The sequence below is a fragment of the Bacteroides sp. D22 genome, from assembly GCF_000163675.1.
GTDB classification, from domain to species: Bacteria; Bacteroidota; Bacteroidia; order Bacteroidales; family Bacteroidaceae; genus Bacteroides; species Bacteroides xylanisolvens.
In genome coordinates this window covers 112,496-126,973 of the sequence record NZ_GG774803.1, presented here as the reverse complement: position 1 = coordinate 126,973, position 14,478 = coordinate 112,496, and the positions used below count along the sequence as shown (strand labels likewise).

The window sequence follows — 14,478 nt, the reverse complement described above, 5'->3', positions numbered from 1 at the left end:
CATCCCGTATGTTTTTTAATTAAGGGGCTCTGTCTTTCATTGCATTTTTGTTTTAAGGTTAATCAATCAGTATATTTCTATTTTGCTCTTTTCATCCTTCATATCCGGCGAATCAAGATAACGCCAGCGGATTTGAGAAGAAAGCCGAAAATATTCCAAAATACGTTCCAAACGTTGATTAGTAAATGTTCCCGTAAACGAGTCTCCTTTCAAGCGATCATTTTTAATAATGAATTCCACATTATACCGCTTTTCCAACATTCGCAGGCCTTCTTCCAAAGGAGTGTTTCTAAATATAATCTTACCTTCTTTCCAGGCAATCTCCGACTCTCCGGAAGTGGAATAAAGCTGAACCTTATTATCTTTTGAATCATAGACCAATTTCTGTCCCGGATCCATCAGCACTTTTTTCGAGACATCATTTGATTTATAAATAAAACCGATCTTTCCTTCTACCAATGTTGCTGAAATCCGATCTTCTTTTTCGTATGCCTCTACATTAAAATGAGTTCCCAGTACTTCTATTTGTGATTGATGGGAAGTGGAGACTATAAATTTCTTTTCCGGATTCTTAGCCACTTCAAAATAAGCTTCTCCCTGTAAAGTCACATTTCTTGTATCATTATCGAAACGTGAAGGATAACTTAGTGTTGATTCCGAATTCAGATAAACAAGCGTACCATCGGGCAGGGTCAATGAGGTCATCATCCCAGGATTTGTTTTCACTTCCATGATTTGTGCCAATTCCTGTTCGTTTCCTCCCCAATATTGGAGCATCAATGTAACGAGAAGTGGAATGAACAAAATTGCTGCCGCACGTTGTGCCCATTGCCACCACATCGTTCCCTTGTGGCTGTTACCCGACATTCTACTTTTCACCTTCAACAATGCTTTCTCCGTATCGACTTTCTTCATAACATTAACTGTATCCGTGGCAAGATAAAGAGCATGTATCTGTTTTGCCATCCGTCGATTTTCGTCCGATTCGCTCATCCACATCTCAACTTGCAGACATTCTTCTTCCGTTGCCACCCCTTCACAATAACGTGGAAGCAGTTCTTCTATTGTATTTCTATCTGTTTTATCCATATCTTTTTTTATTGCCTTTTACTATAAGACAAGGGAGAATAGGAAGACTCCTAAACTAAAAACCATTTTTTTTCAAAAAATCTCTGTTTCTATCTAAAAAAGCTATATTTGCAGTTAAATTATGGAGCTAATACATGAAAGGAACTTATCAATCAGACAATGATTTTCTATTATCAGCCGTTCAACGCGGAGATCAAAAAGCGTTCGATACACTGTTTCGGAGATATTATCCGATGCTGTGCGCGTATGGTCACCGGTTTGTCGAGTTGGAAGATGCAGAAGAGATTGTAGAGGATTCTCTTTTATGGATTTGGGAAAATCGGGAAACACTGGTTATTGAGTCCTCTCTTAATTCTTATCTTTTTAAGATGGTGTATCGCAGGGCTTTGAACAAGCTTGCACATATTGATGCCACCCAACGGGCGGATACCCGCTTTTATGAAGAAATGCAGGAAATGCTGCAAGATACGGACTATTATCAGATTGAAGAACTTGCGAAACGGATTGAAGATGCTGTCGCGGCATTGCCCGAAAGTTATCGGGAAGCTTTTGTGATGCACCGATTCCGGGATATGAGTTACAAGGAGATTGCAGAAACACTGGGGGTATCGCCCAAAACAATAGATTACCGTATTCAACAAGCGTTAAAGCAACTGCGCGTGGATTTGAAAGATTACCTCCCGTTACTACTACCTCTCTTATTTCCCTAGAGAGACGAAACATATAAGTAACCACCAATATTATTTCATTTGGCTATTACCTGTCAGCTAAAGTATTAATAGATAACTTGCGTTGTATTAAAGATAAACTTACGTTCCTCTAAGGCTAAAGTTCCCTTTGACCTGAAACAAACTATAAACGAAAGTTCCAATTATATAAATGCAACCTTCATTTTTATAAACGCAAGTTTCATTTATAAAAACAAAGCTTCCGTTTATAGATTTCTCTTAGACAAAAACAACTTTGGCAGTAAGGAAAAGGAAGTTTGCAATAAGGAGACAGTAACTTATCTATTAACTAACTTCATCTCTTTCTATAAGGAAGTGTAAACCAGAAAGTAGATCCTTTACCTTCTTCTGAATCTACTCCTATTTTTCCCCCGAGACGCTCAACAATCGTACGACAGATGGAAAGTCCTAAGCCGGTACCTTGAATGAATGGGTTATATTTTACGAATCGTTCGAAAACATGTTCACACTGTTCGTTTGACATACCACAGCCGGTATCTGATACATAAAAATAAATAGTATCGGTATCTGTCATACGATACCCCATACAGATAGTGCCTGTTTGAGTAAATTTGATAGCGTTATTGACAAAGTTGGCAAGCAATTGTATCAGTCGATTCTTATCAATATAAAAAAGACAACCCGGCAAGCGTTCGGTAAATGCAAGGGTAACATCACTGTTTTTCAAACGTAACCGCATACTTTGTTCGATTTCCTCCATTGTCTGATTAACATCGATCGAGGAAGGATAGAAATCAAATGTTCCGGCTTCAATCTTCGACAAATCCAGAATATCATTAATTAATTGGAGCAACAAGTCGGTATTTGTTTCGATGATATCTGCGTACTCGCGCATTTCGACAGGATCTTCTGTATGGGGAAGCATATTTGAAAAGCCCACGATTGCGTTCAAAGGAGTACGTATTTCATGGCTCATGTTCGCCAAAAAGGCAGATTTCAATTGATTAGCCTGCTCCGCTTTCTCCACCGCTTCACTCAAACGGCTATACGCTTTCCGAAGAATACGAATATAATAGACAATAGCAGCTATCAAAAGTAATAGAAAAACAGAACTAGCAATAATCTTAACATAGTGTTGCTGAAAAAAAGTTTGAGGTTTATCAATATATACAGCATCGTCGGGATAGCGACTTGACGGAATATTATAAGACTTTAATACAGGATAACAAAGATAGGAATTTCCTTCCCCTCCCACTCCACCCGGGATATTACGGGCTTGTTCTCCATTCAATATGCGATTCAGGATTTCCAGCAAAGAATCGCAAAAAGACTCCGTCGATACATAATACCCTCCTGCGAAAGTATTGTTCGATAAATTTTCGGGAGATAGCAAAAACAGAGGTGAGGGAGTAAAATTGGTTATAATTTCCTGTATGTGGTCGAAAAGGTAGTTGTTATCATTTTCATTATGAGACTCAAACCAGGAATAGTAAATAATCCCTGTATTAGGTTTATAACTATGCAGGGTATCCAGCAACATTTCTGTCGATAATTGAGTGGTAGAAAGCAGATCCAAACGTAAATCCGGAAAATTCTCTTCGACGGCTTCCTTTACATCTCTACGAGTTTCTTCACTAATATATCTGTCGTCTGAAATAAATGCCAGACGTTGCATATCTGGTATTAGTTTATAAATCAGTTCCACTGTTTCCTTCACATAATAATGCTGCTTTAAAAGTGTCAGATTATAGCCTCTTCTCCATTCTTCACCGGGGACACTATTGGTTTCTGTTAGTGGAGCATGAGACAGCAAAACGTCGAGAGAAGCAGGCAGGCGGTCGCGGGCATTTGTCACTATTACCGGAACGTCTTTCCATACGTCATCAAACAGTTCACGGCAGACAATCCATCCCGGATCTCCAATCAGGACAATGGCAGCGGGAGCTACCGGGTATTTCTCACGCAAATGGGTGACTACGGCATCTGCTTCCATCTTATTCACCAAAGCTGGTACGGAAAGAGATTCCGCTTTGGCAGATATCCCCTGCTTCTGAAGAGCATCGTGTATACACCAATAGAAATTTTTAGCCCAAGGCAGATTAAAATTAATGGAGTTTAAAACCAGTACTTCTTTATTTGTTGTTTCAGTTCGGGCTGACACAGATAATAAGAATCCTTCTATAAAAAGGAATAAGCCTAAGAATGAGATGGTTCGGAGTACTTGTTTCATTTGTGATGTTCTATAATAGCTACGGCAAAGGTAGTATTTATTTCCATTTCGCAAAAAAAAGGCATCTCAAAATTAATTGAGATGCCTTATATTATATAAAACCAGGTATCAAAGAGTTATTTCTTCAACAAGATAGTAAGGCTTTCTTTCAAAGAACGAATGATACTTTCCGCATCCGCCTGTTTCTTGCGTTCAAGTTCTATGACGGCTGCCGGAGCATTGTTCACGAATTTCTCGTTGCTCAATTTCTTCACGATGCCTTGCAGGAAGCTTTCCTTATGTTTAAGTTCGGCCAACAAACGAGTGATTTCCGCATCTATATCAATCATGTCAATCAATGGTACGGCAAATTCGGTCGTTCCAACCATGAAAGAAGCAGCACCTTCTGCTTTTTTGAATACTACATTAATAGCAGAAAGATTACACATCTTGATAATCACCGGATTCATTTTTTCTACCGGATGACTACCCACAACCTGCAATTCGAGTTGTTCCTTCAAAGCAATATTCTTCTGCAAACGAATGCTGCGAACATTGCTGATAATTTCCTTAGCCAATTCAAATTCTTGCAGGAATTTCTCGTTTACCTCAAGAGGCTCTTTCATGAGAGTAACCATCAAACTTGCACCTGGTTCGCGCTCACGCAGTTGTTGCCACAGTTCTTCTGTGATAAACGGCATGAAAGGATGAAGCAACTCAAGCAGACGTTCGAAAGAACTAAGCACCATACTATAAATAAAGCCATTAATGGGCTGTCCATAAGCAGGTTTCACAATTTCCAGCAACCAGGAAGAGAACTCATCCCAGAACAGTTTGTAAACCAACATCAATGCTTCGCTCAAACGATATTTAGAAAACAAATCGGCAACTTCAACCGCAGCTGCATCCAGTCTCTGGTCGAACCATTGAACAGCCAGATGAGCTTCGGGTGGAACTGGAATGGAACCTTTGCCATTAGTCCATCCTTTAATCAGACGGAAAGCATTCCATATCTTGTTGCAGAAGTTACGTCCCTGTTCGCAAAGGGCGTCGTCGAAAAGAATATCGTTTCCGGCGGGAGCTGAAAGCATCATACCCATACGCACACCGTCGGCACCATACTTTTCGATCAGTTCCAATGGATCGGGAGAGTTACCGAGCGATTTAGACATCTTACGTCCCTGTTTATCACGAACGATTCCTGTGAAGTATACGTTCTTAAACGGCATCTGTCCCTCGTATTCGTAGCCTGCCATAATCATACGGGCTACCCAGAAGAAGATAATGTCCGGTCCTGTCACGAGGTCGCTTGTCGGATAGTAGTATTTGATTTCTTCGTTGCCCGGGTTGTTGATTCCGTCGAACAAAGAGATAGGCCACAACCAAGAAGAGAACCAAGTGTCCAGGCAATCTTCATCCTGACGAAGGTCTTCCATTGTCAGGGCGGCATTACCCGTCTTTTCTTTTGCTTTTGCCAGAGCTTCCTCGGGAGTAGCGGCTACTACATAACCACCTTCCGGCAGGAAGTATGCAGGAATACGATGTCCCCACCACAACTGACGGCTGATACACCAGTCTTTGATGTTTTCCATCCAGTGACGGTAGGTATTCTTGTATTTTGCAGGGTAGAATTTCAAATCGTCGTTCATTACCGGAGGCAATGCCATATCTGCGAAATGTTGCATCTTGAGGAACCATTGCATAGACAATTTCGGTTCGATCACAACGTTGGTACGTTCCGAATATCCTACCTTATTAGTATAGGCTTCTATTTTTTCCAGCAATCCGGCAGCTTCGAGGTCTTTCTCTATTTGCTTACGAACATCGAAACGGTCCATACCGATATACATACCGGCAGCTTCGCTCAATGTACCGTTGTCATTGAAAATATCGATACTAGGCAAGTTGTATTTTTCACCCAGCATATAGTCGTTTACATCATGGGCCGGGGTTACTTTCAGACAACCCGTACCGAATTCGATGTCTACATAATCATCCTCAATCACAGGAATGACACGGTTTACCAGCGGAACGATCACTTTCTTTCCTTTCAGCCATTCGTTCTTCGGGTCGTTCGGATTGATACACATAGCCGTATCACCCATAATTGTTTCAGGACGGGTTGTTGCAACAACCGCGTAGCGACCTTCCGGATCACCTTCTACTTTATAGCGAAGGTAATACAGTTTTCCGTGTTCTTCCTTGTAGATTACTTCCTCGTCAGAAAGGGCAGTCAAGGCTTTCGGGTCCCAGTTTACCATGCGGACGCCCCGGTAGATCAATCCTTTATCGAACAGATCGACAAATACCTTGATTACACTTTCGCTACGTTTCTCATCCATAGTGAAAGCAGTACGATCCCAGTCGCAGGATGCGCCGAGTTTACGGAGTTGTTTCAGGATAATACCACCGTGCTCGTCTGTCCATTCCCAGGCATGTTTCAAGAATTCGTCACGAGATAGATCGGTTTTCTTGATACCTTGAGAAGCGAGTTTGTTTACAACTTTAGCTTCGGTAGCAATAGAAGCGTGGTCAGTTCCCGGCACCCAGCAAGCATTCTTGCCTTCCATACGGGCACGACGAACTAAAATATCCTGGATGGTATTATTAAGCATGTGTCCCATGTGTAACACACCGGTGACGTTCGGGGGCGGGATGACGATGGTGTAAGGTTCACGGCCATCGGGTTTTGAACTGAATAATTTGTGGTCCAGCCAATACTGGTACCACTTTCCCTCCACGTCAGCGGGATTGTACTTACTTGCTAATTCCATATTGTTTTATGTATATGATAATGTATATTCTAAAAATAACGGGTGCAAAATTAATAATTTAAATTCAAATCTTACCACCCTCGGGGTGTTTCTGTGCACGGAAAGAGAATTTATATCCCTCATAAAGAGCGAATCCGTAGAACAGGGCAGTCATCGACATTACATTTTTCAACAGAATAGAGAATATCTCTCCATAGTCTACACCTGCCAGGACTTGAAAATAGCCCATTTCATAATCTTGGGAGATATACCCGATAATAGACAAGAAATCACCTAAGATGCAACTAACCAGAGATAATGCCGCACCGGTAATTCCGAAAATGGGACGTATTCCCTTGCCCTGCCGCATCGCAAAACCTACCATGAATCCGATAGCAATGGGCATAAATCCTATCTGACGACCTGTAGAAACGGAGATCAGCCCCCATGCCACCGCACCAACGATGCATGCGACAACTGCACACAATATTCCTTTGGGCAGATTCTCTTCGGCAAGCATTTCCTCTTCTGTCATGAATACCGGAAAGTCTTCCGGCTTGGGAGGCGCTAATCTTTCCAGTTCCTTATCTTGCTCAAAACTGTCACATTCTTCTTCAAAAGCGGGAAGTTCTCCGGTACGTTTACAAACGAGTCCTTTTCCGTTCACAAAATCACGTGACACGCAATTCCTGCAATACTTTTCTATTTCTTCTGATGTAGCCATCTTATCCGGTTTATGTTGAATAACTTTCTCTGATTACGCAGGTACACAAAGTCACTGTTAACAGATTTTTTGCAAATATAGAGGTATTTTTTCGCGCGACGTTTATTAAATGCATATTTTTGTTGACTGATTTTATACAAATGATGAAAAATAAGCCAAATGTAAGATATGTAGCCTTAGGAGCATTATTAATCCTGGTGTGGCTAACGCAATGGATTCCTGCTCTGGCAACGATCTATTCTCAAACAATCTATCCCCTTATCTCCTACGTCCTGTCGTTTTTTTCCGGTTTATTTCCTTTTGCCATAGGGGATTTATTTATTTTCCTTAGCATCACAGGCGTGATTGTTTATCCCTTTTATGCCCGTCTCCGCAAGAAGTTGCCTTGGAAGAAAATCTTATTGCGCGACGGGGAATACTTATTATGGATTTATGTATGGTTCTATCTGGCATGGGGACTGAACTACTCGCAGAAAAATTTCTATCAACGAACAGAAATCCCGTATACCGCCTATACTCCCGAGATTTTCCAAGAATTCGTAGATGATTATATTACTCAACTGAACCGTTCGTATACTCCTGTCAATAGTATCAATCAAGATTTGATACGAGAGGAAACTGTGCGAATCTATCATCAGTTAAGTGATAGCCTGGGCGTAAATCGCCCTCCACACGAGCATCCGAGGGTAAAAACAATGTTATTCACTCCCTTCATTTCGATGGTAGGGGTAACGGGTAGCATGGGGCCTTTCTTCTGCGAGTTTACACTCAACGGAGATTTGCTTCCCGTTAATTATCCGGCCACTTATGCTCACGAACTAGCCCATTTATTAGGTATCACCAGCGAAGCGGAAGCTAATTTCTATGCTTATCAGATTTGCACCCGTTCAGAAGCGATGGGAATCCGTTTTTCCGGATATTTTTCTATATTGGGACATGTATTGGGAAATGCGCAAAGATTACTCCCGGAAGAAAAATACACCCGACTGTTTAAACGCATCCGACCGGAAATTATCGAATTGGCTAAAAATAACCAGGCGTATTGGGCTGCCAAGTATAGCCCTGTAGTTGGTGCTGTGCAGGATTGGATATACGATCTTTATCTGAAAGGGAATAAGATAGAAAGCGGACGGCAGAACTACTCGGAAGTAGTGGGGCTGCTGATTTCCTATCAGGAGTGGAAAAAGAAATAAGTATAGATTGTGCCTTGTTTTGGCACATAGTTTCACGATATTTGCAGCACTAATATAAAACGGATAAACTGATTTCTTTATGGCAAAAGATCTCTTTAATAGATATCTCTGGTTAGTAGACACAATCTATCGGGCTGGAACAATAACACTGGATGAAATTAATCGTAAATGGCTGCAGTGTGAAATGAGTAATGGGGAGGAAATCCCCAATCGGACTTTTCATAATCACCGGAAAGCTATTGAGGAACTATTCGACATTAACATAGAATGCGATAGACATAACGGATGTAATTATTACATAGAAAACACTGAAGAACTTAAAAAGGAAGGACTCAGAAAATGGCTCTTGAATACATTTGCAGTCAATACAACCCTCAATAAAAGCCACAAATTAAAGGATAAAATTCTACTAGAAGACTATCCCTCAGGAGAACAATATCTGATACCAGCCATTGAAGCTATTCATAATTGTATAACGTTGGAAATAACATATCAAAGTTATTGGCAGGACAAATCATATACATTTCAAATTGAACCTTATTGTATAAAAGCCTTCAAACAGCGTTGGTATATCGCAGCACGAAGTCCGTATTACAACAAAGTGTTGATCTACTCCCTCGAGCGAATACTCGAAATGGAACAAACAGATTTATCATTTGAGTGTCCTCAAACGTTCAATCCTAAAGTCTACTTCGACAACAGTTTCGGAGTTATTGTCGATGAAGAATATGATGTAGAAAAAATCAGAATAAAAGTCTACGGAAACCAATGTAAGTATTTCCGTTCCCTCCCGTTACACCATTCTCAAAAAGAAAGTGAAACACATAGTAACTATTCCATTTTCGATTATTCATTACGTCCTACCTATGATTTCTGTCAAGCTATACTATCGCATGGAAATCTTGTAGAAGTTCTAGAACCTCAATGGTTCAGAATTCAAATCGGAACAATGATTCAAAAAATGAATCAACTATATCAATGAATATTATCATAAATGTAATGAAGTGAGTATTCATTAGTAAATAATAAAGCAGTCCGGTCATCTTTTCTGATAAAATTCTTTTAATTCTAAAAAATGTTTCTTAGTTTTGTGATGTATAATCATTAAAAAGAAGTAGTAAGAAACAGAGAACTAAAATTTTCAGACATATTGATTGAACGTTAAGACGTATTATTTCGATTAGGTAAATCTGGTAAATTTATTCAATGATCCGAAATAATAAGTTGAAGTGACGTTCACACCCGAATAGGGCGTGGACTGCTTTTACTTATTTGGATCATAAGGTTTACCAGAACCTACCTAATCAAATAAGCTAAAAGTTAGTTTTACGCTCTTTTTTTTGTACCCATACATTCATTTTAAATTATATAAAACATGGAAAAAGTATCATTACTAATGAAAGATTCTTCCGAAGGAGATTCTCAAAAAGAAACCATGATAGACTTTATTCTTTCATGGACATTACGTAGATCTATACAGCAATACAGTGAAGAGAAACCTATCCTTTATCAATATTGTAGAAAGATTCTCGGCAAACTGATTGGCATCGAAATGACAGACGACGTGCAAGTCACTTCTGTTGAAACTTGGAAACAATGGAAATATATTGACCTATGGGCAAACATACGGATTACATGCAATGGAAAAGAAGAATTTCATGCTGTTTTGATTGAGAACAAAGCGTATACACCAACTCACCATAATCAATTAGCAAGATACAAGGCCATTTTCGACCAAGTATGTGAAGAGTATATGCCTAATACTAAAAGGCATTATATACTAATCACCGCCTTGGATGAAATGCCGGCTATGCTGGCAAACGAATGTAAAGAGAACGGATATATTCCATTCTGCTTGGGAGATTTAAATGATTATGAACAGCAAGATTCGGAAAGCGATTTGTTTAACGAGTTTTGGTTAAGATATTGGTAACTATGGGAAAATTTCTATTAATATGCCTATTCCTCTGTACAGGAATATGTAAGACAAGTGCACAAATAGTAGACTTATCAAAATTCGTTAAGGCAAAGAAAAGCAAGACAGAAGTATTCTCTCAAAAATTACAAAATACGAGAGATTCACTTCTAAGAATCTGCAAAATATATAAATTAGAAGATTTCAAATATAAATTTCCAACTATTTACTTAGGTGAATCAATGGAAAGTTTAAAAGCTAAATCAAAAGAATTCGAAAAAATCAAAGTAGAAATAGAAAATGCTATTAGCAAGAAAGAGTTAGAACAAAAAAGAGTAGACTCCATCCAAAAGGTCAATGATGCCGAAAGAATAGTACAAGAAAGAATAGCTGATTCTTTATATTTAATTCGGGCCGCCCAAACATGGGAATGGTTACATGATAAGAAAGGAAAATGGGAAACAATAGACCGTTCATATCCTAAAGAAGAGCATTACCAAGTAAATTCACTATTTCCCCAATATCAAGTAATAGACCAAAATGCCTATCTGAATGGAAAATTAGTAGGAGTATGCCATCCGGCTAAAAACAATAAAAACAATAGCGAAAAAGAACGTTGTTTTCGCATAGACGTGATGACTTTTTTATGCCAACAAGATTTTCTGAATAACAAATATGAGATACAAAAAGAATCACCTAAAACCCAAGAATACATAAAACAGAAATTAGGACTTAAAAAACAGCTGGAGCCGACTGACAGTCCTGTATATAAAGAAATGATAGCCAATGCAAGCAAACTCCGTATAGCACAAGAAAGGCTACGCAAAGGAGAAATTGATTTGAACACCTACAATAGAATTAAAACAAAATTGGGTGCCAAATTCACCGGAACGGTATATCAAGAAATGGCGGATAGCAACAGTCCGGAAATAAATGCAGGGAAAAGATATCTGGAACAATTACGTACTGATAACAAATCATTAATTGGGGAATATACCATTCAAAGAATAGATGGAACCAACTTCACCTATCAATTCCGTAATAATGAAGGAAAAAAAACGTTTAGCGTGAAAGTTTCATTCTTTGTCAATGAGAAAAAAAATGTTTTATATACAATTTCTTCACTTCAAAAGAAATAAGATACTATGGAAAAAGAAACAAAAAAATGCCCTTTTTGCGGAGAAGAGATTTTGGCTGTAGCCAAAAAATGCAAATACTGTGGTGAATGGTTAGAAGAAAAGCAAACGGTAACTAAGAAAATGGTTGCCTGCCCTGTTTGCACCGAACAAAGAGAAGAAGATGCCACAAGCTGCGAGAACAAAGAGACCCCACAGCCCTCTTTCTTATCCCACTATTTCATCCGTGTCATATGCAAGCAATATGCCGACTTTAACGGAATGGCCACAAGAAAGCAATATTGGCTTTACATCCTATTCTACAACATCATAGCTATTGCCGCATCATGCATAGATATATTATCGGGAATCGACTTCCAACTATTTGGAGAAAGCCTCGGCTATGGTTGGCTATTCACAATCGTCTCACTGACTCTCACCATTCCTTCACTCGCCATCGGTATACGTCGCTTGCACGACATTGGAAAAAGCGGATGGTGGTTTCTGATTGTCCTCCTCCCCTTAGTCGGTATCTTTTGGCTACTCTTCCTGCTGTGCAAGAAAGGAAATGCAGCTAACGCCTCCACTCCTTTAACCATTACCGACAAAATTGTGCTCAATGCGTCGATAGTAGTTGTAGCCATTCTGGTTGTACTCACCTATTTCAAATCTGCCAACCATCTCCAAATGCCTCAACTTCAACACAGCGATTGGACTCTTGACGGAGACACCGCAGGAGTGGATACATTGGGCAATATAGGTTATTCAAAAAACAGGCAAAGCATCAATAGCGGAAACAATGCGGAAATAAAAAAACGCATTATACACGATTTCTCTTGCTATTATGCCATTTATACCTTCTGCTACAACATGAAACAAGCCATAACTAAAGGATACAAAGGAGAAGGTTTGCTAACCCTCACCGAAGAACTTGTAGAAAATGACGATTTACTTGTCATCTCCAATACCGAATTTAAATGGTTATTGCAACAATTCGATTTCTCAAACTTCTCTCGACTATTACAGGCATACGCAAGTGGCAACAGGAGCTTCAGGAGTGATTTCACCGAGAGTGACTTGGGGCATACAGCAATAGAATGTCTTAAAAAACGCAAAGTTGTTTTCAACAGCCAATGGTTTGAGATATTCGACAACTATTTGCCCCATGACGAAGTACAAATAGAAGAGTTTCATAATTTGGGAAATAAAGAGTATCAGGTTGTATTCGATGGTTTTCACAACATATCTCCCAATTTCGTATATAACGTCAGCTATGCCAACGGACTTACCATTACAACGAATTAAATTTTACCATCATGAAACATAACAACTTACTTACATCATTCACTCTATTATCTCTTTTGTGTATCTTCTGCACCTCATGCAACGATATGGAAATGGCAAAAAAAGCGTGCGGCACATGGGAAAGCATCCGCATAGTCGAAGAAGACGGATGCAAAGAGAAAACCTATTATGATTTCGGTTCTGTGAAAGGGAGTATTCCTGGAGGAGACTTAAAAGAAACAACCTACTTCACCGAATGTGGAGAAGTTGAAGACGGACAAGAATATAATATGCAATGCAAAAGTATCATTGAAGGTACATGGAAGATAGAAGTCGGTGACATCTATTTCACTTACGACCTGTCGACTCTGAAAGTCACTTTTGAGGGGATTAGTTTCCCGGGCGCAGATAGATTATCCGAATCTCTTGCACAAAGTTTTATTAAAAACTATGGGCAATCACTCATTCAAGAATCAATAGAAGAATTGAAAGAACATCTCTATAATTGGTATTCAGAAAACGAAAACAACGAAGACTGTTACCAGAATGTGAATATTAAAGGAGACAATATGTCGTTCGATGCAACAGATGGAGTTATTAAACTGATAAGAATAAAATAAAACTTGAAAACATGATAAACAATACCAAACAATGCCCTTTCTGTGGCGAAGAGATACAAGCAACTGCAAAGAAATGCAGGCACTGCGGAGAATGGTTGGAAGACTCAGTTTCCAATACAAAAAATCAAGCCACTACAGAAGTGTCCTTTCAAAGGGATTCAAATAATCATAAAACAGAAGTGAATCATTTAAAAACTCCCATTTCTGACTTTGTCCTAATCCTATTTTGGACAGGAGTCATTGCGACATTCATTTCAATGTCACATCAAAGTGGAGTATGCCACCTTACCAATCCACACAAATGGCTACAAATCATGCAGTGGGCAACCTATATTCCAGAATGGGTGGCTGACTTATTGTCTGGCTTGGTCGATATAATATTCGCTTACGCCTTATATATAGGGATGAAACAACAAACCAAACCCATGAGCGGCTTATTAATTACCAATATTATAATCACTGTAGTAGTATCTTTTTTGATTTTATGTATGGATTTAATCTCTATTGCAGACGAAGATTACATTGGAATACTTATCTCTCTTTTTGTTATATTAGGTATGCTTATTACATCAACCATAATTGGAGTCCAATTTATCCGACACTTCAACGGACTATTAAATAAATTAGGATGGGGAATGTTGGCATCTCTAATCATAGTTATATCTGCCGCCGCTCTAATATCAGAAGATGAATTTAGTATGACTAATACAATTATTTCTTTTATTGAGTTTTGGATAATCAGCTATATTCTATATATACAAGCGGAATTATTAACGGATTGAGCCAACTAAATCCCTCAAGAAGACATTTTCATTTGATTAGCCTTACCAATTGCACAACAAAAGTGCAGAAAATTATAGTTTTCTGCACTTTTGTTGTGCAATTGA

General features: G+C 39.1%; 12 protein-coding genes. 8 read left to right on the top strand and 4 right to left on the bottom strand.

Annotation, left to right across the window (positions count from 1 at the left end):
- Positions 1–66 precede the first annotated feature (66 nt).
- A complete protein-coding gene (locus tag HMPREF0106_RS14810; protein ID WP_008645342.1) occupies positions 67–1,089 on the bottom strand; it encodes a FecR family protein in 1,023 nt (340 codons plus the stop codon).
- Positions 1,090–1,223: 134 nt separating this feature from the next.
- Between HMPREF0106_RS14810 and HMPREF0106_RS14815 the strand changes: the two genes are divergently transcribed.
- Complete coding sequence (locus HMPREF0106_RS14815) at positions 1,224–1,799, top strand: RNA polymerase sigma-70 factor (RefSeq protein ID WP_004315857.1); 576 nt, start codon at positions 1,224–1,226, stop codon at positions 1,797–1,799.
- A gap of 313 nt (positions 1,800–2,112) precedes the next feature.
- On the opposite strand, the gene HMPREF0106_RS14820 is transcribed toward HMPREF0106_RS14815, so the two are convergent.
- From HMPREF0106_RS14820 to HMPREF0106_RS14830, 3 genes are all read right to left on the bottom strand, one after another.
- Positions 2,113–4,008 (bottom strand): ATP-binding protein, encoded by a 1,896-nt coding sequence (locus HMPREF0106_RS14820; RefSeq protein WP_009039704.1) that lies wholly within the window; start codon positions 4,006–4,008, stop codon positions 2,113–2,115.
- Positions 4,009–4,124: 116 nt separating this feature from the next.
- Positions 4,125–6,761 carry a valine--tRNA ligase gene (locus HMPREF0106_RS14825; protein ID WP_009039703.1) on the bottom strand — a complete coding sequence of 879 codons (2,637 nt, stop codon included), beginning with the start codon at positions 6,759–6,761 and terminating at the stop codon, positions 4,125–4,127.
- Between the two features lie 64 nt (positions 6,762–6,825).
- Entirely contained in the window at positions 6,826–7,464 is a 639-nt protein-coding gene (locus HMPREF0106_RS14830; RefSeq protein WP_004315854.1) for a hypothetical protein, read from the bottom strand.
- 140 nt (positions 7,465–7,604) lie between these two features.
- Between HMPREF0106_RS14830 and HMPREF0106_RS14835 the strand changes: the two genes are divergently transcribed.
- The 7 genes from HMPREF0106_RS14835 (at position 7,605) to HMPREF0106_RS14865 (ending at position 14,373) form a co-directional block, all read left to right on the top strand.
- Complete coding sequence (locus HMPREF0106_RS14835; RefSeq protein ID WP_015532482.1) at positions 7,605–8,657, top strand: DUF3810 domain-containing protein; 1,053 nt, start codon at positions 7,605–7,607, stop codon at positions 8,655–8,657.
- A 79-nt stretch (positions 8,658–8,736) separates the two neighbouring features.
- Entirely contained in the window at positions 8,737–9,639 is a 903-nt protein-coding gene (locus HMPREF0106_RS14840) for a helix-turn-helix transcriptional regulator (RefSeq protein ID WP_004315852.1), read from the top strand.
- A gap of 393 nt (positions 9,640–10,032) precedes the next feature.
- Positions 10,033–10,590 (top strand): PD-(D/E)XK nuclease family protein, encoded by a 558-nt coding sequence (locus HMPREF0106_RS14845; protein ID WP_008645402.1) that lies wholly within the window; start codon positions 10,033–10,035, stop codon positions 10,588–10,590.
- Between the two features lie 2 nt (positions 10,591–10,592).
- The gene (locus HMPREF0106_RS14850; RefSeq protein ID WP_004315851.1) at positions 10,593–11,711 is read left to right on the top strand and encodes a hypothetical protein; all 1,119 of its coding nucleotides are present in this window, start codon (positions 10,593–10,595) and stop codon (positions 11,709–11,711) included.
- A 6-nt stretch (positions 11,712–11,717) separates the two neighbouring features.
- A complete protein-coding gene (locus tag HMPREF0106_RS14855) occupies positions 11,718–12,992 on the top strand; it encodes a DUF805 domain-containing protein (RefSeq protein WP_004315850.1) in 1,275 nt (424 codons plus the stop codon).
- An 11-nt stretch (positions 12,993–13,003) separates the two neighbouring features.
- Positions 13,004–13,591 (top strand): hypothetical protein, encoded by a 588-nt coding sequence (locus HMPREF0106_RS14860; RefSeq protein WP_008771153.1) that lies wholly within the window; start codon positions 13,004–13,006, stop codon positions 13,589–13,591.
- An 11-nt stretch (positions 13,592–13,602) separates the two neighbouring features.
- Positions 13,603–14,373: a zinc ribbon domain-containing protein gene (locus tag HMPREF0106_RS14865; protein WP_004315848.1), complete on the top strand. Its 771-nt coding sequence runs from the start codon at positions 13,603–13,605 to the stop codon at positions 14,371–14,373.
- Positions 14,374–14,478: the final 105 nt, after the last annotated feature.

Coding starts and splice junctions, on each gene's coding strand:
- HMPREF0106_RS14855 (WP_004315850.1), top strand. CDS start 11,718: ATGGAAAAAGAAACAAAAAAATGCCCTTTTTGCGGAGAAGAGATTTTG.
- HMPREF0106_RS14815 (WP_004315857.1), top strand. CDS start 1,224: ATGAAAGGAACTTATCAATCAGACAATGATTTTCTATTATCAGCCGTT.
- HMPREF0106_RS14865 (WP_004315848.1), top strand. CDS start 13,603: ATGATAAACAATACCAAACAATGCCCTTTCTGTGGCGAAGAGATACAA.
- HMPREF0106_RS14845 (WP_008645402.1), top strand. CDS start 10,033: ATGGAAAAAGTATCATTACTAATGAAAGATTCTTCCGAAGGAGATTCT.
- HMPREF0106_RS14840 (WP_004315852.1), top strand. CDS start 8,737: ATGGCAAAAGATCTCTTTAATAGATATCTCTGGTTAGTAGACACAATC.
- HMPREF0106_RS14835 (WP_015532482.1), top strand. CDS start 7,605: ATGATGAAAAATAAGCCAAATGTAAGATATGTAGCCTTAGGAGCATTA.
- HMPREF0106_RS14860 (WP_008771153.1), top strand. CDS start 13,004: ATGAAACATAACAACTTACTTACATCATTCACTCTATTATCTCTTTTG.
- HMPREF0106_RS14830 (WP_004315854.1), bottom strand. CDS start 7,464: ATGGCTACATCAGAAGAAATAGAAAAGTATTGCAGGAATTGCGTGTCA.
- HMPREF0106_RS14810 (WP_008645342.1), bottom strand. CDS start 1,089: ATGGATAAAACAGATAGAAATACAATAGAAGAACTGCTTCCACGTTAT.
- HMPREF0106_RS14850 (WP_004315851.1), top strand. CDS start 10,593: ATGGGAAAATTTCTATTAATATGCCTATTCCTCTGTACAGGAATATGT.
- HMPREF0106_RS14825 (WP_009039703.1), bottom strand. CDS start 6,761: ATGGAATTAGCAAGTAAGTACAATCCCGCTGACGTGGAGGGAAAGTGG.
- HMPREF0106_RS14820 (WP_009039704.1), bottom strand. CDS start 4,008: ATGAAACAAGTACTCCGAACCATCTCATTCTTAGGCTTATTCCTTTTT.